Annotated in this window: 30 protein-coding genes; 25 read left to right on the forward strand and 5 right to left on the reverse strand. The window is 33.1% G+C overall.

All coding sequences use genetic code 11. From position 1 onward, the window contains the following. Nucleotides 1–32 precede the first annotated feature (32 nt). From rd to pdxR, 5 genes are all read left to right on the forward strand, one after another. Entirely contained in the window at nucleotides 33–191 is a 159-nt protein-coding gene (gene rd / locus ABG79_RS04090) for a rubredoxin (protein ID WP_057977402.1), read from the forward strand. A 105-nt stretch (nucleotides 192–296) separates the two neighbouring features. Next, the gene (locus ABG79_RS04095) at nucleotides 297–536 is read left to right on the forward strand and encodes a hypothetical protein (protein WP_057977404.1); all 240 of its coding nucleotides are present in this window, start codon (nucleotides 297–299) and stop codon (nucleotides 534–536) included. 90 nt (nucleotides 537–626) lie between these two features. Then, nucleotides 627–1,520 carry a nucleotidyltransferase domain-containing protein gene (locus ABG79_RS04100; protein WP_057977406.1) on the forward strand — a complete coding sequence of 298 codons (894 nt, stop codon included), beginning with the start codon at nucleotides 627–629 and terminating at the stop codon, nucleotides 1,518–1,520. Between the two features lie 14 nt (nucleotides 1,521–1,534). After that, nucleotides 1,535–2,380, forward strand: a complete 846-nt coding sequence (locus ABG79_RS04105; RefSeq protein ID WP_057977407.1) for a DegV family protein — start codon at nucleotides 1,535–1,537, stop codon at nucleotides 2,378–2,380. A gap of 8 nt (nucleotides 2,381–2,388) precedes the next feature. After that, complete coding sequence (pdxR, locus tag ABG79_RS04110; protein ID WP_057977409.1) at nucleotides 2,389–3,792, forward strand: MocR-like pyridoxine biosynthesis transcription factor PdxR; 1,404 nt, start codon at nucleotides 2,389–2,391, stop codon at nucleotides 3,790–3,792. 27 nt (nucleotides 3,793–3,819) lie between these two features. Here pdxR and ABG79_RS04115 read toward each other — a convergent pair whose 3' ends face one another. Beyond that, nucleotides 3,820–4,014 carry a DUF1858 domain-containing protein gene (locus ABG79_RS04115; RefSeq protein WP_057977411.1) on the reverse strand — a complete coding sequence of 65 codons (195 nt, stop codon included), beginning with the start codon at nucleotides 4,012–4,014 and terminating at the stop codon, nucleotides 3,820–3,822. Nucleotides 4,015–4,143: 129 nt separating this feature from the next. Here ABG79_RS04115 and ABG79_RS04120 point away from each other — a divergent pair, with 129 nt between their 5' ends. Together ABG79_RS04120 and ABG79_RS04125 are read left to right on the forward strand one after the other, a co-directional pair. Further along, nucleotides 4,144–4,803 (forward strand): YigZ family protein, encoded by a 660-nt coding sequence (locus ABG79_RS04120; protein ID WP_057977413.1) that lies wholly within the window; start codon nucleotides 4,144–4,146, stop codon nucleotides 4,801–4,803. Next, nucleotides 4,800–5,174, forward strand: coding sequence for a CoA-binding protein (locus ABG79_RS04125; RefSeq protein WP_152978203.1), 375 nt, complete (start codon nucleotides 4,800–4,802; stop codon nucleotides 5,172–5,174). Before ABG79_RS04120 ends, ABG79_RS04125 begins: the two co-directional genes overlap by 4 nt. A 41-nt stretch (nucleotides 5,175–5,215) precedes the next feature. On the opposite strand, the gene ABG79_RS04130 is transcribed toward ABG79_RS04125, so the two are convergent. After that, on the reverse strand, nucleotides 5,216–5,617 hold the full coding sequence (locus tag ABG79_RS04130) for a TSUP family transporter (protein WP_057977415.1): 402 nt from the start codon (nucleotides 5,615–5,617) through the stop codon (nucleotides 5,216–5,218). Next, nucleotides 5,614–5,973 carry a sulfite exporter TauE/SafE family protein gene (locus ABG79_RS04135; protein WP_057977417.1) on the reverse strand — a complete coding sequence of 120 codons (360 nt, stop codon included), beginning with the start codon at nucleotides 5,971–5,973 and terminating at the stop codon, nucleotides 5,614–5,616. The genes ABG79_RS04130 and ABG79_RS04135 overlap by 4 nt, the downstream gene beginning before the upstream one ends. 114 nt (nucleotides 5,974–6,087) lie before the next feature. Between ABG79_RS04135 and nadE the strand changes: the two genes are divergently transcribed. Both nadE and ABG79_RS04145 read left to right on the forward strand, forming a co-directional pair. Next, nucleotides 6,088–6,819 (forward strand): NAD(+) synthase, encoded by a 732-nt coding sequence (gene nadE / locus ABG79_RS04140; protein ID WP_057977419.1) that lies wholly within the window; start codon nucleotides 6,088–6,090, stop codon nucleotides 6,817–6,819. A gap of 67 nt (nucleotides 6,820–6,886) precedes the next feature. Next, nucleotides 6,887–7,627: a YebC/PmpR family DNA-binding transcriptional regulator gene (locus ABG79_RS04145; protein ID WP_057977421.1), complete on the forward strand. Its 741-nt coding sequence runs from the start codon at nucleotides 6,887–6,889 to the stop codon at nucleotides 7,625–7,627. 99 nt (nucleotides 7,628–7,726) lie between these two features. Here the strand turns inward: ABG79_RS04145 and ABG79_RS04150 are convergent, their stop codons facing one another. Next, nucleotides 7,727–8,863 carry a CapA family protein gene (locus tag ABG79_RS04150; protein WP_057977423.1) on the reverse strand — a complete coding sequence of 379 codons (1,137 nt, stop codon included), beginning with the start codon at nucleotides 8,861–8,863 and terminating at the stop codon, nucleotides 7,727–7,729. Nucleotides 8,864–9,096: 233 nt separating this feature from the next. Here ABG79_RS04150 and ABG79_RS04155 point away from each other — a divergent pair, with 233 nt between their 5' ends. Next, nucleotides 9,097–9,612, forward strand: coding sequence for a hypothetical protein (locus ABG79_RS04155; RefSeq protein WP_057977426.1), 516 nt, complete (start codon nucleotides 9,097–9,099; stop codon nucleotides 9,610–9,612). On the opposite strand, the gene ABG79_RS04160 is transcribed toward ABG79_RS04155, so the two are convergent. Continuing rightward, entirely contained in the window at nucleotides 9,609–10,055 is a 447-nt protein-coding gene (locus ABG79_RS04160) for a YaiI/YqxD family protein (protein WP_057977428.1), read from the reverse strand. The two genes, ABG79_RS04155 and ABG79_RS04160, sit on opposite strands and share 4 nt — an antisense overlap. A 127-nt stretch (nucleotides 10,056–10,182) precedes the next feature. Between ABG79_RS04160 and ABG79_RS04165 the strand changes: the two genes are divergently transcribed. The 15 genes from ABG79_RS04165 (at nucleotide 10,183) to ABG79_RS04235 (ending at nucleotide 24,128) form a co-directional block, all read left to right on the forward strand. Then, nucleotides 10,183–11,337, forward strand: a complete 1,155-nt coding sequence (locus ABG79_RS04165) for a metallophosphoesterase (protein WP_057977430.1) — start codon at nucleotides 10,183–10,185, stop codon at nucleotides 11,335–11,337. Nucleotides 11,338–11,398: 61 nt separating this feature from the next. Next, on the forward strand, nucleotides 11,399–11,848 hold the full coding sequence (locus tag ABG79_RS04170; RefSeq protein ID WP_057977431.1) for a pyridoxamine 5'-phosphate oxidase family protein: 450 nt from the start codon (nucleotides 11,399–11,401) through the stop codon (nucleotides 11,846–11,848). Between the two features lie 46 nt (nucleotides 11,849–11,894). Next, nucleotides 11,895–12,473, forward strand: coding sequence for a hypothetical protein (locus tag ABG79_RS04175; RefSeq protein WP_057977432.1), 579 nt, complete (start codon nucleotides 11,895–11,897; stop codon nucleotides 12,471–12,473). A gap of 70 nt (nucleotides 12,474–12,543) precedes the next feature. Next, nucleotides 12,544–13,038 carry a crossover junction endodeoxyribonuclease RuvC gene (ruvC, locus tag ABG79_RS04180; protein WP_057977434.1) on the forward strand — a complete coding sequence of 165 codons (495 nt, stop codon included), beginning with the start codon at nucleotides 12,544–12,546 and terminating at the stop codon, nucleotides 13,036–13,038. A gap of 9 nt (nucleotides 13,039–13,047) precedes the next feature. After that, on the forward strand, nucleotides 13,048–13,641 hold the full coding sequence (gene ruvA / locus ABG79_RS04185) for a Holliday junction branch migration protein RuvA (RefSeq protein WP_057977436.1): 594 nt from the start codon (nucleotides 13,048–13,050) through the stop codon (nucleotides 13,639–13,641). 9 nt (nucleotides 13,642–13,650) lie between these two features. Further along, nucleotides 13,651–14,679: a Holliday junction branch migration DNA helicase RuvB gene (ruvB, locus tag ABG79_RS04190; protein ID WP_057977438.1), complete on the forward strand. Its 1,029-nt coding sequence runs from the start codon at nucleotides 13,651–13,653 to the stop codon at nucleotides 14,677–14,679. Further along, nucleotides 14,654–15,679 carry a tRNA preQ1(34) S-adenosylmethionine ribosyltransferase-isomerase QueA gene (queA, locus tag ABG79_RS04195; protein WP_057977500.1) on the forward strand — a complete coding sequence of 342 codons (1,026 nt, stop codon included), beginning with the start codon at nucleotides 14,654–14,656 and terminating at the stop codon, nucleotides 15,677–15,679. The genes ruvB and queA overlap by 26 nt, the downstream gene beginning before the upstream one ends. Before the next feature lie 11 nt (nucleotides 15,680–15,690). Next, on the forward strand, nucleotides 15,691–16,815 hold the full coding sequence (gene tgt / locus ABG79_RS04200) for a tRNA guanosine(34) transglycosylase Tgt (protein WP_057977440.1): 1,125 nt from the start codon (nucleotides 15,691–15,693) through the stop codon (nucleotides 16,813–16,815). 47 nt (nucleotides 16,816–16,862) lie between these two features. Continuing rightward, nucleotides 16,863–17,261, forward strand: coding sequence for a TIGR04086 family membrane protein (locus ABG79_RS04205; RefSeq protein ID WP_057977442.1), 399 nt, complete (start codon nucleotides 16,863–16,865; stop codon nucleotides 17,259–17,261). A 92-nt stretch (nucleotides 17,262–17,353) separates the two neighbouring features. Further along, entirely contained in the window at nucleotides 17,354–17,494 is a 141-nt protein-coding gene (gene scfA, locus ABG79_RS04210) for a six-cysteine ranthipeptide SCIFF (protein ID WP_057977444.1), read from the forward strand. Nucleotides 17,495–17,545: 51 nt separating this feature from the next. Next, nucleotides 17,546–18,907 (forward strand): thioether cross-link-forming SCIFF peptide maturase, encoded by a 1,362-nt coding sequence (gene scfB, locus ABG79_RS04215; RefSeq protein WP_278287114.1) that lies wholly within the window; start codon nucleotides 17,546–17,548, stop codon nucleotides 18,905–18,907. A gap of 101 nt (nucleotides 18,908–19,008) precedes the next feature. Next, on the forward strand, nucleotides 19,009–20,241 hold the full coding sequence (secD, locus tag ABG79_RS04220; protein ID WP_057977446.1) for a protein translocase subunit SecD: 1,233 nt from the start codon (nucleotides 19,009–19,011) through the stop codon (nucleotides 20,239–20,241). Between the two features lie 23 nt (nucleotides 20,242–20,264). Then, complete coding sequence (gene secF, locus ABG79_RS04225) at nucleotides 20,265–21,128, forward strand: protein translocase subunit SecF (protein ID WP_057977504.1); 864 nt, start codon at nucleotides 20,265–20,267, stop codon at nucleotides 21,126–21,128. A 109-nt stretch (nucleotides 21,129–21,237) separates the two neighbouring features. Further along, nucleotides 21,238–23,619 (forward strand): single-stranded-DNA-specific exonuclease RecJ, encoded by a 2,382-nt coding sequence (gene recJ, locus ABG79_RS04230; protein WP_057977448.1) that lies wholly within the window; start codon nucleotides 21,238–21,240, stop codon nucleotides 23,617–23,619. Continuing rightward, the gene (locus ABG79_RS04235; protein ID WP_057977450.1) at nucleotides 23,610–24,128 is read left to right on the forward strand and encodes an adenine phosphoribosyltransferase; all 519 of its coding nucleotides are present in this window, start codon (nucleotides 23,610–23,612) and stop codon (nucleotides 24,126–24,128) included. Before recJ ends, ABG79_RS04235 begins: the two co-directional genes overlap by 10 nt. Nucleotides 24,129–24,222: the final 94 nt, after the last annotated feature.

Raw genomic sequence — 24,222 nt, forward strand, 5'->3', positions numbered from 1 at the left:
ATATAATAAAATTACTTTAAGGAGGAGTCACTATGGATAAATACCTATGTGCAGCATGCGGCTATGTTTACGACCCGGCAACAGGAGACCCAGACAATGGAATAGCACCTGGAACAAAATTTGAAGATATCCCAGAAGATTGGGTTTGCCCTCTTTGTGGATTACCAAAAACTGAATTTGAAAAGATGTGATTTAAAAACTGCCTAAAATAGGCAGTTTTTTTATGTGTGAGGCAGGAGATTATTATTGAGAAAAATTGAAATACTAATTATATATTTTGAAAAGGAGCTGGTCATATGTATATTTGTCCTATTTGCAATGGACTTTATGATTATGTAAAGAATTGTCCGAGTTGTGGCGCACAGATGCAAATACTCGACAGGGTTGAAAACTATTATGACAGCTACTCAGGAGAACTGCCATACGAACTGACTGACATTAACGATGGTGACCCACCTAATATTTGCAGACATATTACTGTTTGCACAAAATGCGGGTATAGGACAACTATTGGAATAACTAACGTTTTAAAATAAATTCACAAAATAATGCTTTACAATAATAAAAGCATAATTATATAATATGTTTAATAATCATAATCATTTTAATTGTAATGGGGGAGGGTCATGAATAATTTAATTAAAAATTATCAAGATGCATATGAAAAGGCATTTAACAAGTTAAAAAACAATAGCAACGTCATAGGAATAATAGTATATGGAAGTATAATATCTGGTGACCTCTGGGAAGAGTCTGATATTGATTTTTTTGTAATCACTAAAGAACAGGGAAAACTTATAAATATATACAGCAAAATTAGCGATATTCCGGTTCAGGTAAACTACATCTCAAAAGAAATATTTATTAAATCATATAAGAATTTGCTTAAGGGTGGAACATTTCATAAGGCTTTCTTTTCGGGCAAATTAGTTTATTGTTTAGACGATGAGATTAAAGACGTTTATGATTCAATAAGATTTTACTATGATAGGGATAAAAATATCAGAAACATGGAAATACTTTGTAATATATTGAACTGCCTTCATTATTCAAGAAAATATTATAATACAGGAAAACATGAAACTTCATTTCAATGGATTGTTGAATTGATAACTAATTATGCAAGGTTGCATCTTAATATGAAGGGGCATATAACTGATAAGGATATTTTATCCTTTGCAGTAAATATGGATAACGATATTGAAGGTTTGTTTAAAAAAATAAATTCTCAATTAAGTTTGAAGGAAAGAATAAAATATGTAATAGATAGCGTTCAAGCTTATTTAGATGAAAATATTTCAGAAATAGCTTTGCCATTGATAGAATTTTTGAGGAACAAGAAAACTTTGTGCTCTGTTCATGACATTAAAAATTCTCAAGAGTTTAAGCAGGTTAATGCAGATTTGAATTTAATACTGGAATATCTATATCAAAAGGGAATAATTAACCAAAGCCTCAGAACATATACAACATTAGGAAATGAAGAGCTCATTGATGAGATTTGTTATTTTGCATTATAATGCGGAGGTGGACTATGAAGAAGATAAAAATAATAGCTGATAGCGGATGCGATTTCGAAAGGGATTATGCTGAAGAATTAGGAATTCATATAATTCCTTTAACAGTATCATTTGGAGAAGAGGAGTATTTTGACAGAGTTAATATAACAACAGAGGAGTTTTATTCTAAGCTCAAAGCATACAAGGATATGCCAAAGACTTCCCAGATTAACCCTGCAAGATTTATCGAGGAGTTCAAAAGATTCTTAGACGAAGGATATCATATTATTTATATATCCCTCTCATCGGGTATAAGCGGAACATATCAATCAGCAGTCATTGCAAAAGAGGAGCTAGAAAGCCAGGATATTGACGTAATAGATTCAAAGGGAGCTTCTGTTGGATACGGATTAATTGTAAGAGAAGCAGCGCTTTTAAATAAGAACGGTAAGACAAGGGATGAAATAATCGAAAGAGTAAATTATATGAGAGAAAGAATGGAATATATTTTTGCAGTGGGAAATCTTGATATGCTCAAAAGAGGCGGAAGAATTTCAGGAACCAAGGCTGTGATAGGAAACCTGTTGAATATAAAGCCTATAATGCAATTTGAGGATGGAAAGATTGTTCCATACGATAAGGTTAGAGGTGAAAAGGCAATTATAAAGAAAATGATTGAAACCATGAAGGAAAGAGGCTTTGAAATAGATAAACAGGTTATAGGTCTTAATTATTCAAGAAATTATGATTTCTGTATGCAGATAAAAGAAGAAATTGAGAAGACATTTGGTGTTAAGGAGTTTATAGTTTCAGAAATTGGGCCCGTTATAGGAAGCCATGTTGGTGAAGGAACAAATGCAGTGTTTTTTATGAGAAAATAGGTGATTAGATGAAAATTTATGAGAATATATATTTAGATGAAAATATTCAGGAACCTAAATATATTCAGCTGTATGAAGCTTTAAAAAGTTTAATAGAAGAAAGGTCAATAAGACCAAACGATAAAATGCCAACCATAAGAGGTTTAGCAAAGAAATTGAATGTAAATACCGTCACAGTAGTAAATGCGTATAAGCTTTTAGAACAAAAAGGATATATATATACAAAAGTAGGAAGCGGGACGTTTGTTGCCGATAAATTAAACAATAATAAAATTAATTTTTTTAGCGAAAATACATTTGAATCTTCTGACGAAGAAAGTCAGGACAATGAAAAGTTAATTAATTTTTCTACTTTAACTCCAGGAAAAGAGCTTTTTCCAGTTAAGGATTTCAAGGCTGTGCTGGATGAAGTTTTGGAAAGAGATGGAGCAGATGCATTTACCTATATCGATGCACAGGGTTATAAACCATTAAGAAAATCGGTTAGCGATTATTTAAAAGAGTGTGGAATAGACTCTGATTTTTCAAACATCTCAATAATTTCAGGTGCACAACAGGGAATTGACCTGGTATCAAAGGTTTTGATTGAATTTAATGATTCTGTAGTTGTTGAAAGCCCAACATACACTGGAGCGGCTGCTATTTTCAAAAACAGGGGAGCAAATATTATAGAAGTTTCGATTAGAGAAGATGGTATTGACATTAACGAATTAGAAGAGGTTTTAAAAAAACAAAATGTAAAGTTGATATATGTAATGCCAAATTTTCAAAACCCTACAGGAATTACCTACAGCATAGATAAAAAATTGGCGCTTATAAACCTTGCACAAAAATATAACGCATTTATACTTGAGGATGATTTTTTGACTGAAATAAACTTCAACAAAAAGGGTGTTGTGCCATTAAAGGCGTTGGATTTTTGCGACAGGGTTATATATATTAAAAGTTTCTCAAAGATATTTATGCCTGGAATAAGGCTTGCTGTTTTGGTTTCTCCTTTTAATATTTCAAGGAATATGATACTTGCCAAACAGAACACCGATATTTCAAGCTCAGGACTTTTACAAAGAGCATTTGATTTGTATATAAGGGAAGGGCTATGGGATAAATATATTAAAGATTTAAATAATATTTATCAAAATAGATATAAAAAAATGCGGGACGAGCTGATTAAAATTGGAGATTTTTCGTTTGAAGAACCTCATGGAGGAATTCATTTTTGGGTAAAATCAAATTTAAACCCATCGATACTTGTTTATGAAGCAAAAAAAAATGGAGTTTTAATAGCACCTGGCAGGGCGTTTTATTTGGACAACCGGGAATGTGAATTCTTTAGAATTAGTTTTGCTCAGGTTAATGAGAATGAAATTATAAAGGGTATTGATAAAATTAGGGAAATATTTGTAAAATAAAATTGCCAGGGTAAGCCCTGGCAATTATCATGCTTTTATAGCTTCGTTTAAATCCTTAACCATAGCATCTAGGTTAATACCGTGAGCCATTGCACCTTGCTCAAGAGTTTCATATCTAGCTGCTATGCAACCTAAACATCCCATACCGTATTTTGCAAATACTTGAGCTGTTTGAGGATATTTTTGAACTATTTCAATTATACCCATATCTTTAGTAATCATAATTTTTGACCTCCTTAATACTATTATTAACCTTAATTAATCTTAACATACTTTGTCAAAAATTACAACTGCATCGGATTAAATTAAAAGTAATTATTTGATAAAAATAATTTTTGAAAGAGGGATAATATGGGAAGAGAGGATATAACTGTTCTAAAAAATGTAGAGGTATCTTTTGAAGAGAAAAAGTCTATTTTTATATGCAATATAAGTAGAATACGAAATGAAGAAGAAGCGATGAAATTCATAAATGAAATAAAAGAAAAGTATAAAGACGCAACGCATAATGTTTTTGCTTACATAACCAACAATGGCATTTCGATGAGGTATTCTGACGACGGCGAACCACAAGGAACAGCAGGACCTCCAGTTCTTGAAGTTTTGAAAAGAGAGGGGCTTAATGATGTTGCGGTAGTTGTAACCCGCTATTTTGGGGGGACTTTATTAGGCGCTGGAGGGCTTGTAAGGGCATATAGTGCATCGTGTAAGCAGGGAGTAGATGCTGCAGGAAAAGTAAAAAGAAAGCCAGCAATATTGTTTTCGATGAATATTGAATATGATAAATACGGAAAAATAAACCATTATCTTCAGCATAAAAACGTTAAAATCATTTCAATTGAATATGCAGAAAATATAGTGATTAGAGTTGTTTCTTTATTGGAGGATTTTGACTCTATACATTCGGATATTATTGAAATATTGAATGGAAATGATATAATAAATTTCAAGGATGAATGTGTTGTATTCGTGGATGAATGCAACAAAATCATGGAGGTGCAAAACAAATGAATATCAACGAGTTTAAACAAAAAAAGGTATGGGCAGTTGTTGGGAGCGTATCCAATAAGGAAAAGTTTGCTTATAAAATCTATAACTTTTTAAAGATGAAGGGTTATAAGGTTTATGCTGTTGACCCAAAGGGCTTGGATGTTGATGGAGAAAAATCATATACCTCGCTATTAGAACTTCCAGAAGTTCCAGAAGCAGTAGATATGGTTATTAACCCAGTCAGAGGTGTAGAATATGTTGAACAGGCCAAACAGCTTGATGTAAAATACATATGGTTCCAACCTGGAGCAGAAAACCTGGAAATTGTTGAAAAAGCAAAAGGCCTTGGTATGGAAGTTGTATATGACCATTGTGTTATGAAGGAATTCTAATATATTAAAAAATCCCATGAGTGATTCACTTTTTAAATCTCTCATGGGATTTTAGTTTCATCTTTGCATAAAGAATTCTTTTTATTTTTTTTAGAAATAATACTACAATATATTTCATATGCTCCCATTAAAAATAAAAATATTCCAAAGAGCTTTCTTAATAGGTTTGAATTGATGAAAATTGCTATGAATGAACCTATAATAGAGCCTATAATTCCAAATATTATCAATATAGATAAAGATTCCTTCTCGATATTCCCCTGTTTAATATGAGAGTAAAGAGCGATTATTCCTGTGGGAACAAAAATCAAAAGGTTGACACTTTGTGCTATTTGTTGTTTCACATTCAAGAAAATAATTAACCCTGGTATTAGAATTGTTCCACCTCCAATCCCCATACCGCTTATAATCCCTGATATAAGGCTTATCAAATATATTATCATTTAAAGAACACCATCCTTATCGCTGCTGCAATCATAAAAATTCCAAATATTAATTTTAATGTCCCGTCGGTAAATTTATTTAAAATTTTTGAGCCTATATAGCCTCCAATCATATTTGCTATTACAACTTTTAATGTCAAATTCCAATCGACATAACCTTTATTTACATACAATAATGAACTGATTATAGATAATGGTAGTATTACAGCTATTGCTGTGGCATGGGCTTTATGTTGCTCGGTCTTTAAAAAATGAGTCATTGAAGGAACAAGGACTGTTCCACCGCCTGAGCCAAAAAGACCATTAAATATGCCTGTAATAAACCCTATTAAATATAGTTTGATTTTGTCTTTCATAAAATCACCTACTTCTTAGTTTTTATATATTTGTATATTTTATTCTTAAAGTGAATGTTGAAACTTGATTATAGTTGTGCTAATATCTTTAAAGAAAAGAAGGAGGCGATACATATGTTCAATGTTGAAATAGTGGCAAATGAATTAGTGGAATGGATAAAGGAAAGAGTTAAAGAAGCAGGAGCTGATGGGATTGTTTTGGGATTGAGCGGAGGAGTTGACTCAGCAGTAGTTGCTGCAGCAGCTAAAAAGGCGTTTCCCGAAAATACTCTTGGAATTATAATGCCATGCCATAGCAATCCACAGGATGAAAAGGATGCTGTATTACTTGCTGAAAGATTGAACATAAAATACAAGAAGGTAGTCCTTGATGATGTTTATGATACATTTTTAAAGGAAGTAGGTGCAACCGGAAATGAGAACAAACTTGCACTTGCTAATATTAAGCCTAGATTAAGAATGACAACCCTTTACTATCATGCGGCACTATTTAATTATCTTGTGGCTGGAACTGGAAACAAGAGCGAATTAACTGTAGGATATTTCACAAAGTATGGAGACAGCGGGGTTGACATACTACCGCTTGCTTCATTTGTAAAACATCAGGTATGGGAACTTGCAAGATATTTCAATGTTCCAGATGAAATAGTAAATAAAGCGCCAAGCGCAGGACTATGGGAAAACCAAACAGATGAAAATGAAATGGGTATAACATATAAGGAGCTTGATGATTATATATTAACAGGCGAAGCTACTAACAGAGTTAAGAATATAGTTGATGAACTCAATAGAAAAAGCCAGCACAAGAGAGAAATGCCGAAGATGTTTGTTCCAAAAAATATGTAATAAATTTGAAAAAATCGATTTTTTATGCTAACATATATATTCGATAATCATTTAAGGGGGAATATAGATGTCAGGACACTCAAAATGGGCTAATATAAAGCATAAAAAAGGAAAGCAGGACGCACTAAGAGGAAAACTATTTACAAAATTAGGCAAGGAAATTCAGGTTGCAGTTAAAGAAGGCGGACCAAACCCTGAATCAAACAACAGATTAAGGGATGTTATTGCTAAAGCAAAGTCAAACAACATGCCTATGGATAATATTGAAAGAGCTATTAAAAGAGCAAGCGGTGAACTTGGAGCTGTAAATTACGAAGAAATAATTTATGAAGGTTATGGACCAAATGGTATTGCAGTTATAGTTCAAGCGCTAACTGATAATAGAAATAGAACTGCTGGTGATGTCAGACATATTTTTGAAAAACACGGCGGAAACTTAGGTTCAACCGGCTGCGTTTCATATTTGTTTGAAAAGAAGGGACTTATTATAGTAGAAAAGGACGACAGTATAGACGAAGATACTATTATGATGATGGCGCTGGATGCAGGTGCTGAGGATTTTACTGCTGAAGAGGATTCATATGAAATAACTACTTCTCCAGAAGATTTTTCACAGGTCAGAGAAGCATTGGAAAGCAATGGTATTACACTTGCACAGGCAGAAGTATCGATGATTCCAAGCACATACGTTGCGCTTGATGATGAAACGGCTGAAAAATTTGAAAAGCTTCTTGATAAGCTTGAAGATAACGACGATGTGCAAAACATTTGGCATAATGCTGAATTCCCAGAAGGATGGGGAGAATAGTTAATTGAATTAAAAAGCCCCATGTAGTGATTTCACTTATTTAACGCCTTTGGAGCGTTTTGAAATCACACATGGGGTTAAATTTATTTTGAAACAGCCCTAGCGCATATTATTAACTACCTCTGTTGCAGCTTCTAATTCATCGAATGTTTTAGTTATATATTTAATATTATCTGCACCTATTTTATTTTTATATTTTTCTATCCCTTCTGCTGTAATCACTTTGTGCATTGTTTTGCCTGATTCCTTGTATCGCAGTCTATATATAGGAATCATTTCAAAGTTCTTAATTTCAACCGTTTTGTCTTTTTTAGAAAGTTCCAATCTTGCTATTAAACCTATATCTGTATATTTATCATTTTGGTTGGATATAAAATTGCCAAGTGAATAATTTATTATTACGCCTCTTCCATCTTTAGTCTTGTAATACTCACTTTTTCTTGCAACATGAGGATGATTTCCAACGATGTAATCCGCCCCTAAATCAGCGATTTTTCTATAAAGGGTAATCTGGTTTTTTTCTACTTCCCTTAAATACTCAGTTCCGTGGTGCATGTATACTATGCAAAAATCAACCTGACCCTTCAATCTTGTTATATCAGATTTTATTTTTTCTATATCTATCATATTCACATAACCCAAACCGCTTTTTTGAAAATTTATAAATTGCGTGTAGGCTAAAAATCCAACTTTAATTCCATTTACTTCATAAATAGCTGTTCTTGTTTCCGAATTTTTGCCGGCGCCTATAACTTTTAATCCTTTTTTGTTGAAATTATATATAGTTCCTTTTAATCCCTCAAGTCCTGTATCAAGGCTGTGGTTGTTTGCAAGAACTACACCGTCAAATCCAGCCCATTTAAGGGCATCGACTGCTTCAATTGGATAATTAAATTTAGGATATCCAGAAGGTTTTAATTTTGTATTAATATTGCCCTCAAGATTAAACACAGAAATATTAGCATCTGATATTAAATACTTTATATCCTCAAAGGAGGGCTTAAAATCATACCCATTTTTTGTTCTGGCATATGTTAATTGAGGTTTATGAAAAATAACATCCCCGGCCATGACTATTTTAACTGTCTTTTCTTGTTCTATAATCGACTGATTTTGGTTATTCTGCAAATCTGAATTTTTTTCATCAGCATTTGGTTTTTGATTTATACAAGCAGTAAATAATAAGACGATTAATAATATGATAGCGAAAAAATTTTTCTTTTGGTAATTTAACATCTTTTTAACCTCACTTACTATAATAATAGCCCATGCTAAAATTATACATGTAAATCAAATGTTTGTTAACATATAAATGATGGGAAATAATATATAACTGCAAAAGGCAGCTGCTCTAAAATAGTTTATCTATCAAAATATTATCCATAATTTACATATAGTTTTTTGCCGAAGACTATTATATACTATTTATTAAGTAATTTTAATAATAAGATGATTTGGAGGTTGATGAAGTGCACTGCGATGAAAAAGACAATATTGAAATGAACGTGGATAGTAATATTGAAACAGAAGAAAACTTTCAAAATGAAATCATGACTAGATATCAAAATAAAATGAATATCGAACAAAGTTTTAACAGTGGTGTTAATTGGTTTTATTGGATTGCTGCGTTATCGTTTTTTAATTCAATTGCATTTATCGCTGGATACAATTGGAGTTTTATTTTTGGACTAGGAATAACTCAATTAATTGATTACATTTTGTATGAAATGTTTGGTAAAATTAGTTTTATCGCAATTATTCTTGATTTGATTACTGCAGGAATGTTCATAATCGTAGGTTATTTTGCTAAACGTTATAGGAAAAACTGGATTATTGTAATTGGATTGATTTTATACACGTTAGATGCCTTTATATTTATTTTTGTTGCTGATTGGTTGTCTGTTGCTTTTCATGCATGGGCTATCTATGGTATTTTTAAAGCCATAAGCGCTAACAGAAAATTATCTGAAATTGAAAGGGCTTAATGCCCTTTTTTAATTTGAATAATCAGATTTTCAAAATTTCTTTTAAAATTCAAATCATTGTTCTTATTTCTTTTTTTTATGTTGGAAACTTTTCCGCCAGTGCTTCTTATTTTTGCTGATATGTATCGCTGCATCAAGAGCGAGTCAATATTATCCTTATCAAATATAAGTCCGTTATAATTTATAGCATAGGCAGATTTAGAAATTGCCATTGCGGCAACACCATAATCCTGAGTTACAACTATATCTTCAGCATTGACATTGTTTATAAGAGCAAAGTCCACGGAATCCTTGCCCTTATCCACCGTAATTATAATGCAGTTGTCATCATCCAATAAATGGCTTGTATCTGTGAACATAATAACCTCAACATCGTGCTCTTTTGCAGTTTCTATTATTATATCCTTAACCGGACAAGCATCCGCATCAACCAATATCTTCATAATATCCTCCAAAACAATTGATTTGCAAATGAAATTAATATTTGCTAGAATAAAAAGGAAATTTTTAGTTCTTTATTACATTTTATGAATCTGATAAAGAATAAATTCTATTGGGGTGGTGACCAACTTGAAATTGCTTCAAATATTTTTAATTATCTTAGTATTATCTTTTTACGGCTTGATTTCGTATTTTATAGGTTTAAGAGGGTATAAAGCCTTTAAGATAATGCCATTTTTTAACCCAAAAGTTTACTGGATTTTATTTGCAATAGTAGTAGTTTCAATATTTATTGTTAGAATACTTGAAAACCATGCAGAAGGCAGACTATACAATCTTATTGAAGTAATTTCTTTTTATTGGATGGCTACCATTGTTTATGCTTTGCTTATTTTATTATTATACGATATTATAGGGTTGTTGTTAAGGATTGGTTTTGCTAATGCTCATTCCTATTGGATTAAACCGGAGTTTACTGTTTTCAGAGCAATTGCAGCTATTATTTTGATATTGGGTCTTTTTATTTATGGGAACATTAATTCGAAAAATATAAAGGTTGTTGAATATAATTTAAATATAAATAAAAAGGTTGAAGGAATCAATAAATTAACGATAGTTATGGCTTCGGATTTTCACCTTGGTAATATTATAAACGATAAAAGATTGAAACACTTTGTTGAAACTGCTAATGGATTAAAACCGGATATCGTTCTATTAGCCGGCGATATAATTGATGAAAATCCAAAGGTTTATGATAAATTAAACATGAAAAATATATTTAATAGATTAAATACAGAATATGGAGTTTACGCATGCCTTGGCAATCACGAATATTTTAGAGGTAATACAGACGATATAGTAAAAAGTTTAGTTGATGGTAACATAAAGGTTTTAAGGGATGAAGTTGTTTCAATAGAAGACAAATTTTATATAGTTGGTCGTGAGGACAAGACATACGACAGATTGGTTGGAAAAAGGAAAAGCATCGAGCAACTTGTTGATAAATTAGATAAGTCAAAGCCCATAATTTTATTAGACCATCAGCCTATAGATATTGAAAATGCTATTAAGTCTGGAGTGGACATTGAAGTTTCTGGGCATACGCATAAAGGTCAATTTTTTCCGATAGATTTATTTACAAAGAGATTGTTTGTAAAGGATTATGGACATTACACAAAAGGAAATTATAATTTATTCGTATCCTCAGGATACGGAACATGGGGACCGCCTATTAGAATTGGAAACAGCCCGGAGATTGTTTTAATCAGAGTATTTTTTAAATAAATGTATAAAAGCCACCTCATGTCGAAAAATATAAATAAAACATTTAAAAGAGGTGGTTTGAATGAATAATGTTTTATCAAGAGAAGAGTTGCAGAATTCAGTTAAAAATTTCTTAAAGGAACATATACAAGGCTCTCTTGCAACAGTTTTAGATGGTGTTCCAAGGTCGAGTCCAGTTTTGTATTTTTTTAGCGATGATTTTAACATTTATATAGTTTCTGCTGGTGGAGAAAAATTCAAAGCTATTGAAAAAAACAACAATGTTTGCCTATTAGTTAATACTGAATACTTAGACTTCAGGAGAATAAAGGGAGTGCAAATATTCGGGAAGGCACAGATTGGCGAAGTAAATTCAAACCTATATGAAGAGGGTAAAAGAGTAATTGAAAACAATAATTTTAAACTAAGAGGGGACGAAAAGATAATAAAGATAGTTCCTGATGAAATAATTTATTTGGACTCTACAAAAACTGGAGACCGAACCAAACAAATTTTAAAGATGAATGAATAATAATTTCTAATTATGGTAATACTATCCTCATGAGAGGAGGATAGATATGATAGCAAAGAGAATTGGACTAGTTTTTGCACTTGCATTATCTCTTACAGCAAGTTTTATCGCAGGATATTTTACTACAAAAAGGTATGTTGAAAATAACGCAAACGCTAAAAATCAAATAGAGAATGAAATTGCTGAAAACACTGTAAAATTACCAGACCTTGATGTTATAGGACCATCTACTGAAATAGTATTTAGGGAACGATATACTATAGGTGTTGAATACAACCGAGACGTAGTAGAAAAGGCTTCTTCAGAAGTTGTAGGAATGAAAAGAGAAGAGGCTGCTGAATATTTTAAACTTAAGGGATATTCTATAGTTGACTTTGATAACAGAAGAGTTTTGGTTGTAAAAGACATTCAGGATAAATGGCCGGTAGGGTGTTATGTTGTAAAGGAACAGGATGGATATATTGCGATATTTGAGGTTAATAGTAATGGAGAGCTCAAACTATACAGGCTGACTGAATTAAAGATATCTGATATTCCTGATACTGACAAAGAAGAGGTAATTAAGGGTAAGGTTTATGAAACGATTGAAGATGCTCTTGAGCTTATAGAAGAATATACATCATAAGTCCATGCTTATGCTTGCATGGACTTTTTTATTAATATAAAATATGATTATGCGATAGGAAGGTGAAAATATGAGGATAATTGGAATAGACCCAGGAATTGCGATTGTTGGAGTTGGAATAATAGAATACACCAACAACAAGTTCAAGGTGATAGATTATTTTGCAATCACTACAACCCCTAAAAACACTATGCCTGAAAGATTAGAGATAATATATAATAGGCTTGATGAAATACTTAGATTATATAATCCCGATGCCGTTGCATTTGAAGAACTTTTTTTCAACATGAATGCCAAGACTGCACTTACTGTAGGACAAGCAAGGGGGGCATGTGTTTTATGTGCACAAAAAAGAAAATTAAATATATTTGAATATACTCCGCTTCAGGTTAAGCAGGCAGTTGTTGGCTACGGAAGAGCTGATAAAAAACAAATGCAGCAGATGGTTAAGGTTTTATTAAATTTAAATGAAATTCCAAAGCCTGATGATGTGGCAGATGCGCTTGGAATAGCAATTTGTCATGCCCATTCGAGCAATTTTAAAGATATGTTTAGAATAAAGTGAGGTAGTATTATGTTTGCGTATATTAAAGGTGAATTAAGCTATTTAATGGATGATTATGTAGTTGTCGATAATAATGGGATAGGATATTTAATTTTTATGCCTTCTACAGATATTGATAAATTAAAGGGAAAAAAAGATGTTATTGTTTACACTCATTATCATGTAAGGGAGGATTTGATTGCTCTTTATGGATTTTGCGATAAGGAGTCGTTAAACATTTTTAAAATGCTTATTAATATTTCAGGCGTTGGACCTAAGGCAGCGCTTTCAATCTTATCGGTTGTTAGCCCACAAAATTTTATTCTTGCGGTTATAACAAATGACGATAAGACTTTGTCAAAGGCTCAAGGGATAGGCAAAAAATTAGCACAGAGAATAATTCTTGAGCTTAAGGACAAGTTCAAGGATTATGATTTGAGCAGTGAGGCAAAGGAATTAGATGATGTTATTATTGAAAAGGATGGAACAAAGGAAGCAGTTGCAGCCCTTGTGTCATTAGGATATACTAAACAGGAAGCGATTCACGCTATAAAAGGCCTTGACACATCTATGAAGGTTGAGGATATAATTAAGATTGCCCTGAAACATCTTATGAAGGGTTAGGTGTAATATATGGAGGAGAGAATTATAAGTTCTAATTTAAAAGAAGAGGATATTGATTTAGAAGGAAGTTTAAGACCCAAAACTCTTAGGGAATATATAGGACAGACTAACGTAAAGGAAAGAATGTCAATATTCATTGAGGCTGCTAAAAATAGAGGAGAAGCTTTGGACCATGTATTGTTATACGGACCGCCTGGGCTTGGTAAGACTACTTTAGCAAGCATTATTGCAAATGAAATGGGCTCTGGGCTTAGAATAACGTCAGGCCCTGCAATCGAAAGGCCGGGGGATTTAGCAGCCATTCTTACTAATTTAAGCGATAAGGACGTTCTTTTTATAGATGAAATTCACAGATTGAACAGAAGCGTTGAGGAAATTTTGTATCCAGCTATGGAAGATTTCTGTTTGGATATAATAATAGGTAAGGGACCTTCAGCAAGGTCGATTCGTATTGACCTGCCAAAATTTACGTTGATTGGCGCAACGACAAGAGCAGGAATGCTCACCTCACCTTTAAGGGATAGATTTGGAGTTGTTACAAGGCTGGAGCTATATTCAATCTATGAACTGAAATTAATAGTTAAAAGGTCAGCAGGAATTTTAGACGTTGAAATAGATGAGGCGGGAGCAGTTGAAATTGCAAGACGTTCAAGAGGAACTCCAAGAATTGCAAACAGGCTGCTAAAGAGGGTTAGAGATTATGCTCAGGTTAGAGGAAATGGTAAAATTGATCATGAAACAGCAAGCAAAGCCCTTGACCTTTTAGAAGTAGATAAGCTTGGGCTCGACAATATAGACAGAAAATTGCTGGATACTATTATCAGAAAATTCTCTGGAGGACCCGTAGGGCTTGACACACTTGCGTATGCCATTGGAGAAGAAAGGGAGACAATTGAGGATGTATACGAACCATATCTTCTTCAAATTGGATTTTTGAGCAGAACTCCCCGTGGAAGGATTGCAACACAACTTGCATATAAACATCTTGGAATAAGCATTGGAGGAATTTATGATGAAGGTGAAGGATTTTTACTTTGATTTGCCTGAAGAGCTTATAGCTCAGGAACCTTTAAATGAAAGGGACAAATCAAGGCTTATGATTATCGATAGAAAAAGCGGTGAAATAACACATAGTATTTTTAGAGATATAATCGACTATCTCGAGGCAGGCGACTGCCTTGTATTAAACAACAGCAGAGTTATTCCGGCAAGACTGTTTGGGGTAAAGGACGATACAGGAGCAAGGGCAGAATTTGTTTTGCTCAAAAGAATAGATAAGGACAGATGGGAAACCCTTGTAAAGCCTGGCAAGAAGGTTAAGATAGGTTCTAGCTTTACTTTTGGAAATGGAGAGCTTAGGTGCAAAATAATAGGCAATACTGATTTTGGCGGAAGGATAGTGGAGTTTGAATATGAAGGTATATTTGAGAATGTCCTTGATGTTCTTGGCGAGATGCCGCTTCCACCATATATTAAGTCAAAACTTGAGGATAAGGAAAGATATCAGACCGTTTACTCAAAGGTTCAAGGCTCAGCAGCTGCTCCAACTGCAGGGCTACATTTTACAGAAGAGTTGCTTGAAAGAATTAAGCAAAAAGGAGTTAAAATTGCATTTGTAACTCTTCATGTTGGGCTTGGAACATTCAGACCAGTAAAGGTTGAAAACATATCGGAACATAAGATGCATGAAGAATTTTATAACCTTGATGAAGAAAATGCAAAAATAATAAATGAAACAAAAAAGTCGGGAAAAAGAATTATAGCAGTTGGAACAACATCCTGTAGAACTCTTGAAACTATTGCTGATGAGGATGGTTTAGTTAAGCCAATGTCTGGTTGGACAGATATTTTCATATACCCTGGCTATAGATTTAAAATATTAGATGGACTTATAACTAACTTCCATTTGCCAGAATCTACTTTAATAATGCTTGTTAGTGCATTTGCAGGCAAAGATTTAATAATGAACGCTTATGAAACAGCAGTTAAAGAAAGATACAGATTCTTCAGCTTTGGGGATGCTATGTTCATTAAATAGGAGGATTGAATATGTCAGCTATAAGATATGAATTGATTAAACAGTGCAAACAATCAGGAGCAAGACTTGGGAAGCTTCATACACCACACGGTATAATTGAAACTCCAATATTCATGCCAGTGGGAACTCAGGCAACGGTTAAGGCTATGACACCGGAGGAGTTAAAGGAAATAGGAGCACAAATTATTCTTAGCAATACATACCATTTGTATTTAAGACCTGGTGAAAGGCTTGTTGAAAGGGCAGGCGGGTTGCACGAATTTATGAATTGGGATAGACCAATACTTACCGATAGCGGCGGATTCCAGGTTTTCAGTTTGAGCGATTTAAGAAACATAACTGAAGAGGGGGTTACGTTCAGGTCCCATTTAGATGGTTCAAAACATTTTATATCGCCAGAAAAGGCTATAGAGATTGAAAATGCTCTTGGAGCAGATATCATAATGGCATTTGATGAATGCACACCATATGAAGCAGATTATGAATATACAAAAAATTCAATGGAAAGAACATTAAGATGGGCGGAAAGATGTAAGAGTGCACATAAAAAACCTGACAAACAAGCCTTGTTTGGAATTGTTCAAGGGGGTATGTTTAAGGATTTGAGGGAAATAAGCGCTAAGGAAACTGTGAAGATGGATTTCCCTGGATATGCAGTTGGAGGACTCAGCATAGGAGAGCCAAAGGATATAATGTATCAGGTTCTTGATTGGACTGTTCCATTCCTACCAGAAAATAAACCGAGATATTTAATGGGGGTTGGCAGCCCAGATGCTCTTTTGGAGGGCGTTATAAGAGGAATCGATATGTTTGATTGCGTTCTTCCAACAAGAATTGCAAGAAATGGAACGGTATTTACAAGTAAAGGCAAGGTAGTAATCAAGAATGCAGAACATGCTGAAGATTTTAGTCCTCTTGATGATGAATGCGATTGCTATACATGTAAAAATTATTCAAGAGCGTATATAAGGCATCTATTTAAGGCAAAGGAAATATTAGCAGCAAGGCTTGCAACAATTCACAATTTAAGATTCCTATTAAAATTAATGGAAGATATAAGAAGGGCGATAATGGAGGATAGTCTTTTAGATTTTAAAGAAGAATTCTTTAAAAAGTATGGTTATACGCAAGATTAATCATAAATTTATGTTCCATCTCATAATATTTTATAGGGGGTGGAACTATGTCAAAAAAAGAAATTGATTTAAAGGAAAATTTAGCAAAAATTTATGCAAAGGCTGTGTTGAGGGGAATAATTTTATCTCTTGTATTGCTGGTTGTTATGTCGGCGGTTTCTTATTTGACTAAATTAGATGAAGGATATATGTCTACGATTACATGGGTTATCGCAGTTATTTCAATAAGCTATGCTGCGATATATGGAACATTGAGAATTGGCAAAAAGGGTTTTTTACATGGAGCATTAATTGGGGCAATATATGTAGTATTAATGTTTTTGTTTTCATTCTTAGCGGATAAGGGAGAACTTGATGTTAGAGGTTTTATAATCAAGCTCATGATGGCTATTGTTGTAGGAGCGCTAGCTGGTATGATAGGAATGGTTATTAAGGGGAGCGATTAATACTTGAACTTGAAGCAAATGGCTGGTATAATTATCATGGTAGTCTTATCTTTGGTAATTGAATAATTATGTTTCAAAAGGAGGAGAAGAAAATGAAGCATATAAGAACTATAAACGTTGGAACTTTGAAGGCAAGCATTGAAAAGCCAGGCTGCAAGGAATGCGCTAACTCATGTCAATCAGCTTGTAAGACTTCAGCTACAGTTGCAAATTTACCTTGTGAACATAATTAATGAGCAGTAACTTTTAAGTTACTGCTTTTAAGTTTAAAAGGAGGAAGAGATTTGAAAATTCATAGATTTAGAATGTTTGATAGGAACATTGTTATAGATGTAAACAGTGGAGCAATTCATGTTGTTGACGATGTGGTAATGGAAGTATTAGGATATTTTGAAACTAAAACAAAGGAAGAGATAGTTGAATTATTGTCGGACAAGCATTCTAGGGAATCAATTCAAGAGGCCTTTGAAGAAATAGAATATTTGATAAATGAAAATATGTTATTTACTGAAGATTTTTATAAGGATATTGTTATGAACGATAACAATCCAACATTTATAAAGGCTATGTGCCTTAATATTGCACACGATTGCAATTTAAAGTGCAAATATTGTTTTGCATCTGAAGGAAGCTACGAAGGCAGAAGGCTTTTGATGAGTGCAGAAGTTGGTAAAAAGGCTATAGATTTTGTCATAAAAAATTCAGGATACAGACATAATATTGAAGTTGATTTATTTGGTGGAGAGCCGCTGATGAATTTTAATGCGGTTAAAGAGATTGTTGAATATGCAAGGGAGCAGGAAAAGAAATATGGAAAGAATATTAGGTTTACAATGACAACAAATGCAACTTTGCTCAGTGATGAAATAATGGATTTTATAGATAAAAACATGGGCAATGTAATACTAAGTATTGATGGCAGAAAGGATGTCAACGACAAAATAAGAATTAGATATGATGGTTCTGGAACTTTTGAATCGATATTGCCTAAAATTAAAAAAATGGTAGCAAGAAGGGACAAAAATAAGCAATATTATGTAAGAGGAACATTTACAAGGGAAAATACGGATTTCTATAACGATGTTGTATTTTTAGCAGATGAAGGTTTCAATGAAATTTCAATAGAGCCTGTTGTGTTGCCTGATGAAAGCAATCTTTCGCTAAGAAAAGAAGATTTGCCTGAAATTTTTGAACAATACGAAAAGATTGCTCTTGAGATTGTAAAAAGAAAGCAGGAAGGCAAAGAGTTTAAGTTCTACCATTTCAACATCGATATAAACGGTGGACCATGTGTTTACAAAAGAGTGTCAGGTTGTGGTGCAGGTTATGAATATGTCGCTGTAACTCCTGAGGGGGATATTTATCCATGTCATCAGTTTGTTGGAAAGGAAGAATTTAAACTTGGAAATATAGAAGATGGGAAATTAAACGATAAATTGATGGATGAGTTTAAAAATGCACACATTTATAATAAACCTATATGTTCAGAATGTTGGGCAAAATTTTACTGCAGCGGAGGTTGCCAGGCAAATAATCATGCCTTCAATAGGGATATTCATATTCCATACGAGGTTGGCTGCGAAATGATGAAAAAGAGAATTGAATGTGCAATCGCTGTGAAGGTATTAGATGCAGAAAAAAATTAATTTTTAGCAGGATTTTTTGAAGTTATGGAGAATTACTTAAAGTAGTTTGTTTTAGTAGCATTTGTCCTAAAAATAGACTTGTAATACAAAGGGGGATTAATATGAAAACAAGAGGACGAATTAATTTTACATTGAGCATGCTCATAATTATTATCGCCGCATTTATTCTGGTAAATGGCGTAACAATTGGGAATTATCAAATTAAATCATTAAGCAAGGTCGTAAAACTTGGACTTGATTTAAAGGGCGGAGTTTACGTTGAAGAGGAAATTGTAGATAAAAATGTAAGCAAGGATACTATTGAAAGAACAAGAGACTTGATTGAACTCAGAGTCAACTCATTAGGCGTTAGCGAGCCAATAGTTGCTATAACAGGCAGCAATAGAATAAGAGTGGAAATACCAGGAATATATGACCCTAAGGCTGCACTTGAACAGATTGGTAAAACAGGAAGGCTAAGATTTGTAGGACCTAACAACGATGAAATAGTTACTGGTAAGGACGTTGCAGATGCTACAGTAGGTGTTAATCAACAAACAAACGCTCCAGTTGTTCAGCTTAAATTAAACGCAGAGGGAGCTAAAAAGTTTGCTGAAGCAACACAAAAATATTTAGGAAAACAAATTGCAATATATATGGATGATGAACTTGTTTCAGCTCCATCTGTTCAGGATGTTATTCCGAATGGTGAAGCTATAATAACTGGAAGCAAGAATGTTGAGGAAGCAAAAAGGCTAGCTGGAATTATAAAGTCAGGTGCTCTTCCTGTAAAGTTAAATCCAGCAACAATAAGAGCTATAGGACCTGCGCTTGGTGCCGAAGCTATTCCAACAAGCTTAAAGGCAGCAGCAATTGGTATATTATTAGTTATGTTATTTATGCTTGTTTACTATAAAATTCCAGGATTTATTGCTAACCTTGCATTAACAGTTTATATGATGATAACAGCTTTAATATTTACGCTTGTATTAAAGGCAACTTTGACATTGCCAGGTATTGCTGGTCTTTTACTTTCAGTAGGTATGGCAGTTGATGCTAATGTTCTTATTTTTGAAAGAATAAAGGAAGAATTGAAGCTTGGAAAATCTCTAAGAACTGCTATAGATGCAGGCTTTAAGAGGGCGTTTACATCAATATTTGACTCAAATATAACTACACTGATTGCAGGTTTTGTTCTATATTTTGTAGGAACTGGTTCAGTTAAAGGTTTTGCCCTCACCCTAAATATAGGTGTTCTAGCAAGTATGTTCACAGCAATAACAGTTACAAGATTCCTATTAAAATCATTTGTTAATGCTGGTTGGATAACAAATAGCAAATTCTACGGAGCATAAGGGGAGGGGATACGATGGAAAGAATGTATAAGATAATTGAAAAAAGAAAATTGTGGTTTTCAATTTCGTTGATCATAATTTTAATTGGTTTAGGAGCGCTTGCATTTAAAGGATTAAACCTTGGTATAGATTTTAAGGGTGGAACTGTTATTACAATTAAAATTGGACAAGAGTTTAACGTTGAAGAATTGAGAAAATCGCTTGAAAAGTATGATACACAGATTGACGTAAGAGAGATAGAAGGGCAAGAAGTTACAATAAGAAGTAACAAGATAACTACAGAACAGGTAAATCAAATTTTTGCTGACGTAAAGGCAAAGTATAATTTAAAAGATGATGCTCTTCGTTCAATCGATACAATTGGACCTACAATAGGTCAAGAACTAAGGAAAAGTGCAATCATCGCAACACTTCTTGCAACAATAGGTATATTAGCATACGTTACAATAAGATTTGAATTGTGGTCAGGACTTGCTGCGATTGTAGCTTTAATTCACGACCTTTTGATAACATTGACTGTTTATGCAGTATTACAAATTCCTGTAAACAGCAGCTTTATTGCAGCTATGCTTACTATACTTGGATATTCAATAAACGATACAATAGTTGTTTTTGACAGAATAAGAGAAAACAAAAAGGCTGGAAAATATCACGACTTTGAAACTTTAGCTGATGCAAGTATTACACAAACTTTAGCAAGGTCAATCAATACTGTTATGACTACATTGTTTACAATAACAGCAATATACTTGTTAGGGGTTCCAGCTATCAAGGAATTTGCTCTTCCACTTATAATAGGTATTGTTAGCGGTGCATATTCGTCAATTTTTATAGCAACCCCACTTTGGGTATTGTTTGAAAAGAAGGCAGGGCAAAAGGTAGCATAGGAGTTAGCGGCTGCTAACTCCTTTTTTTATTGCATAATTTAAATTCTTTGTATATAATATCTTTGTTTGCTTTAATTTTAGTAATTTTGTCTGTCAAGGAGAAACCTTTATGAAAAGATGGAAATTAAAAAATATTGCCGATAATGCAAAAGTTCATCAAAGCGATTTGGTTAGCAAACTTCTTTTATCAAGGGGTATTGTAAACAAAGAACAGGCAGACAATTTTTTGCATCCTGACTTAAAAAATCTTTATGACCCATATCTATTAAAGGATATGGACAGAGCTATTGAGAGAATTGACGAAGCTATTATAAAAAGACAAAAGATTTATATTTACGGGGACTACGATGTAGATGGCATTACAAGCTCTGCAATTCTTTACAGAGCTTTTAAGAGGCTTGGGGTGGATATCAATTTTTATATTCCAGATAGATTGAACGAAGGATATGGGATTAATAAGGAAGCAATAGACCACATACATTCCCTTGCGGTGGATTTGATAATAACTGTTGACTGCGGCATATCAGCTATAGAAGAAGTAGAATATGCAAAAAGTTTAGGACTTGATATAATAATAACCGACCATCATGAGTGTAAAAACATTATACCTGACACAATTGCGATAAATCCCAAAAGGCATGATTGCAGTTATCCATATAAGGGCTTATCTGGATGTGGAGTTGCATTTAAATTAGTCCAAGCACTTTACAGCAAATATAGAATTCAAGGGTATGAAGAACTATTAGATTTAGTTTCAATTGGGACTATTGCTGATGTTGTAGATTTGTCCGACGAAAATAGAATTATTGTTAAATATGGCTTAGAAAAACTTATGTCTACTGAAAAAGTGGGACTTAAAGCTTTAATGCAGGTAGCTGGTATAAAGGAAAAAATTTCTGCCTACAATGTAGCTTTTCAAATAGCGCCAAGGCTGAATGCTGCAGGAAGGTTGTCTGATGCAAAGATTGCTGTTGAATTATTTATAACTTCAGATGAAAACAAAGCGATGCAGATTGCAAAATATCTTGACCAGGAAAACAAAAAAAGGCAGGATATTGAACTTGGCATTTTGAATGAATGCATTGACAAAATAGCAAAAGAAGTTAATTTGCAGGAAGATAGAGTAATCGTTTTAGCATCTCCTAACTGGCATATTGGAGTTGTAGGGATAGTTGCATCGAGGATAGTGGAAAGGTTCCACAGACCTACAGTACTTTTTTGTAAGGAAGGCTCAAGATGCAGAGGGTCAGCAAGAAGCATAGAAGGTTTTAACATGTTTGAGAACCTACTTGATTGTTCAGACTTGCTTGTTAAGTTTGGAGGGCATGAACTTGCTGCTGGGATGACTATTGAATACGAAAAATTGGATGAATTTAGAAAGAGACTAAATGCACTTGCAAAAAAAATTGATAGTTCCTATTTTGTTGATTGTATAGATGCTGATTTGGAAGTTGATGTGAATGATTTAAATATTCAAACAGCAGAAACAGTTAATTTACTAGAACCTTTTGGAATGGGAAATCCACAGCCTTTATTTGTTTTAAAAGATGCGGAAGTAGTATCAAAAAGATTGATTGGAAATGATAGGTTTATAAAATTTGTGATTGAAAAAGATGGACAAAAATTTGACTGTATAGATTTTAATAATAAATACGATATGATAAATAAGCCTTGGGAAGCTGTTGATTTGCTCTTTAATATGAATATAAATGAATGGAATAGCAACAGGAGTCTGCAACTGATTATTAAAGATATAAAACCCACTGCGTTTAAGTTAACAAATGATTTAAAAACAGATTACTTTAAGCATTTGAAAAACTATCTATCGAATATTAATATTAGTAATATTGAATGTAATAATATTAATTTTGTGAAAAAAGATATTGAAATTTTAAAGGAATTTGCATACTTTAATAAGGGGCATATTTTAATAGGTGATAGGAATTCATTAGATGAGCTTGATTTTTTACTTGATATAAAAGATTTAAATTTATTTGAAAGCCAAAGCGACTTTGGAATTATCCTCTTTCCAAAATTTAATTATGAAAACTTTAATGGAAATAAATTATTGATTTATGATTTTCTTTTAAAAGCTGAGGATTATGCTCTTTTAAACAATTCAAATTGCGATGTAATACATTTTGTTTCAAGTGATAAATTAGAGCGATTGTCTATGTTGAAAAATTTAACTACTTTTGACGAAAAATTACTTATTAAATTTGTTGAAGGTTTGATGTATAATGATTTTGTTGGAACTGTTAATGATTTAGCAAAAAAGTATGATTCTAATGGATTTATTTTTTCAAGGTTGTTAAATGCATTAAGAAAAGCTGGGTGTATTGACGTTATAAATAAAGACAATAATTATTACATCAAGTTTACAGGCAAAAAGAAGGATTGCTGCGATATAAAAGATAATTTAGCTTTAAATTTTGAAATGATTATAAACAATTTAGAAAATAAAATCAGGGAGGAATTAATATGGATTTAAGAGAAAAAATAAGAGTAATAGAAGACTTTCCTAAGAAGGGAATTAGCTTTAAGGACATAACTACTTTATTAAAAGATGGAGATGATTTCAGATACGTTATAGATAAAATTGTTGAAATTGTAAAGGAAAAGGAAGTTGATATTGTTGTAGGTCCTGAAGCAAGAGGTTTTGTTTTAGGAGCACCTGCAGCATATTCGCTTGGAGTTGGTTTTGTGCCAGTTAGAAAGCCAGGTAAACTTCCTGCAGATACTTTGAAGTTCGAGTATTCGCTTGAATATGGCAACGATGCTCTTGAAATTCATAAGGATGCAATAAAACCAGGCCAAAGAGTTCTAATTGTTGATGATTTATTAGCTACCGGTGGAACAATCTCAGCTGTTGCAAAGCTTGTAGAACAGCTTGGAGGAGTTGTTGCAAGCATGGTATTTGTAGTAGAGCTTACAGGATTAAACGGAAGAGAAAAACTTGAAGGATACGATGTAGAATCTCTTGTTCAGTATGAGTTCTAATTGTCGAAAAAATTTGCAAATTGGTGATAATTAATATATAATATATTAAAAACATGGCTGGTTTATACCAGCCATAAATTTTACGAGGGAAGAG

The organism is Caloramator mitchellensis, from assembly GCF_001440545.1.
GTDB classification, from domain to species: domain Bacteria; phylum Bacillota; class Clostridia; order Clostridiales; family Caloramatoraceae; genus Caloramator; species Caloramator mitchellensis.

Excerpts from the sequence above, each read along its gene's own strand:
- ABG79_RS04105 (WP_057977407.1), top strand. The coding sequence starts at position 1,535 with ATGAAGAAGATAAAAATAATAGCTGATAGCGGATGCGATTTCGAAAGG.
- ABG79_RS04125 (WP_152978203.1), top strand. The coding sequence starts at position 4,800 with ATGAATATCAACGAGTTTAAACAAAAAAAGGTATGGGCAGTTGTTGGG.
- nadE (WP_057977419.1), top strand. The coding sequence starts at position 6,088 with ATGTTCAATGTTGAAATAGTGGCAAATGAATTAGTGGAATGGATAAAG.
- ABG79_RS04205 (WP_057977442.1), top strand. The coding sequence starts at position 16,863 with ATGTCAAAAAAAGAAATTGATTTAAAGGAAAATTTAGCAAAAATTTAT.
- ABG79_RS04235 (WP_057977450.1), top strand. The coding sequence starts at position 23,610 with ATGGATTTAAGAGAAAAAATAAGAGTAATAGAAGACTTTCCTAAGAAG.
- secF (WP_057977504.1), top strand. The coding sequence starts at position 20,265 with ATGTATAAGATAATTGAAAAAAGAAAATTGTGGTTTTCAATTTCGTTG.
- ABG79_RS04130 (WP_057977415.1), bottom strand. The coding sequence starts at position 5,617 with ATGATAATATATTTGATAAGCCTTATATCAGGGATTATAAGCGGTATG.
- recJ (WP_057977448.1), top strand. The coding sequence starts at position 21,238 with ATGAAAAGATGGAAATTAAAAAATATTGCCGATAATGCAAAAGTTCAT.
- ABG79_RS04115 (WP_057977411.1), bottom strand. The coding sequence starts at position 4,014 with ATGATTACTAAAGATATGGGTATAATTGAAATAGTTCAAAAATATCCT.
- tgt (WP_057977440.1), top strand. The coding sequence starts at position 15,691 with ATGTCAGCTATAAGATATGAATTGATTAAACAGTGCAAACAATCAGGA.
- ABG79_RS04175 (WP_057977432.1), top strand. The coding sequence starts at position 11,895 with ATGATAGCAAAGAGAATTGGACTAGTTTTTGCACTTGCATTATCTCTT.
- scfA (WP_057977444.1), top strand. The coding sequence starts at position 17,354 with ATGAAGCATATAAGAACTATAAACGTTGGAACTTTGAAGGCAAGCATT.
- ABG79_RS04100 (WP_057977406.1), top strand. The coding sequence starts at position 627 with ATGAATAATTTAATTAAAAATTATCAAGATGCATATGAAAAGGCATTT.
- queA (WP_057977500.1), top strand. The coding sequence starts at position 14,654 with ATGAAGGTGAAGGATTTTTACTTTGATTTGCCTGAAGAGCTTATAGCT.
- ABG79_RS04135 (WP_057977417.1), bottom strand. The coding sequence starts at position 5,973 with ATGAAAGACAAAATCAAACTATATTTAATAGGGTTTATTACAGGCATA.
- ABG79_RS04170 (WP_057977431.1), top strand. The coding sequence starts at position 11,399 with ATGAATAATGTTTTATCAAGAGAAGAGTTGCAGAATTCAGTTAAAAAT.
- pdxR (WP_057977409.1), top strand. The coding sequence starts at position 2,389 with ATGAAAATTTATGAGAATATATATTTAGATGAAAATATTCAGGAACCT.
- ruvA (WP_057977436.1), top strand. The coding sequence starts at position 13,048 with ATGTTTGCGTATATTAAAGGTGAATTAAGCTATTTAATGGATGATTAT.
- ruvC (WP_057977434.1), top strand. The coding sequence starts at position 12,544 with ATGAGGATAATTGGAATAGACCCAGGAATTGCGATTGTTGGAGTTGGA.
- ABG79_RS04120 (WP_057977413.1), top strand. The coding sequence starts at position 4,144 with ATGGGAAGAGAGGATATAACTGTTCTAAAAAATGTAGAGGTATCTTTT.
- ABG79_RS04160 (WP_057977428.1), bottom strand. The coding sequence starts at position 10,055 with ATGAAGATATTGGTTGATGCGGATGCTTGTCCGGTTAAGGATATAATA.
- ABG79_RS04145 (WP_057977421.1), top strand. The coding sequence starts at position 6,887 with ATGTCAGGACACTCAAAATGGGCTAATATAAAGCATAAAAAAGGAAAG.
- rd (WP_057977402.1), top strand. The coding sequence starts at position 33 with ATGGATAAATACCTATGTGCAGCATGCGGCTATGTTTACGACCCGGCA.
- ruvB (WP_057977438.1), top strand. The coding sequence starts at position 13,651 with ATGGAGGAGAGAATTATAAGTTCTAATTTAAAAGAAGAGGATATTGAT.
- ABG79_RS04095 (WP_057977404.1), top strand. The coding sequence starts at position 297 with ATGTATATTTGTCCTATTTGCAATGGACTTTATGATTATGTAAAGAAT.
- ABG79_RS04150 (WP_057977423.1), bottom strand. The coding sequence starts at position 8,863 with ATGTTAAATTACCAAAAGAAAAATTTTTTCGCTATCATATTATTAATC.
- secD (WP_057977446.1), top strand. The coding sequence starts at position 19,009 with ATGAAAACAAGAGGACGAATTAATTTTACATTGAGCATGCTCATAATT.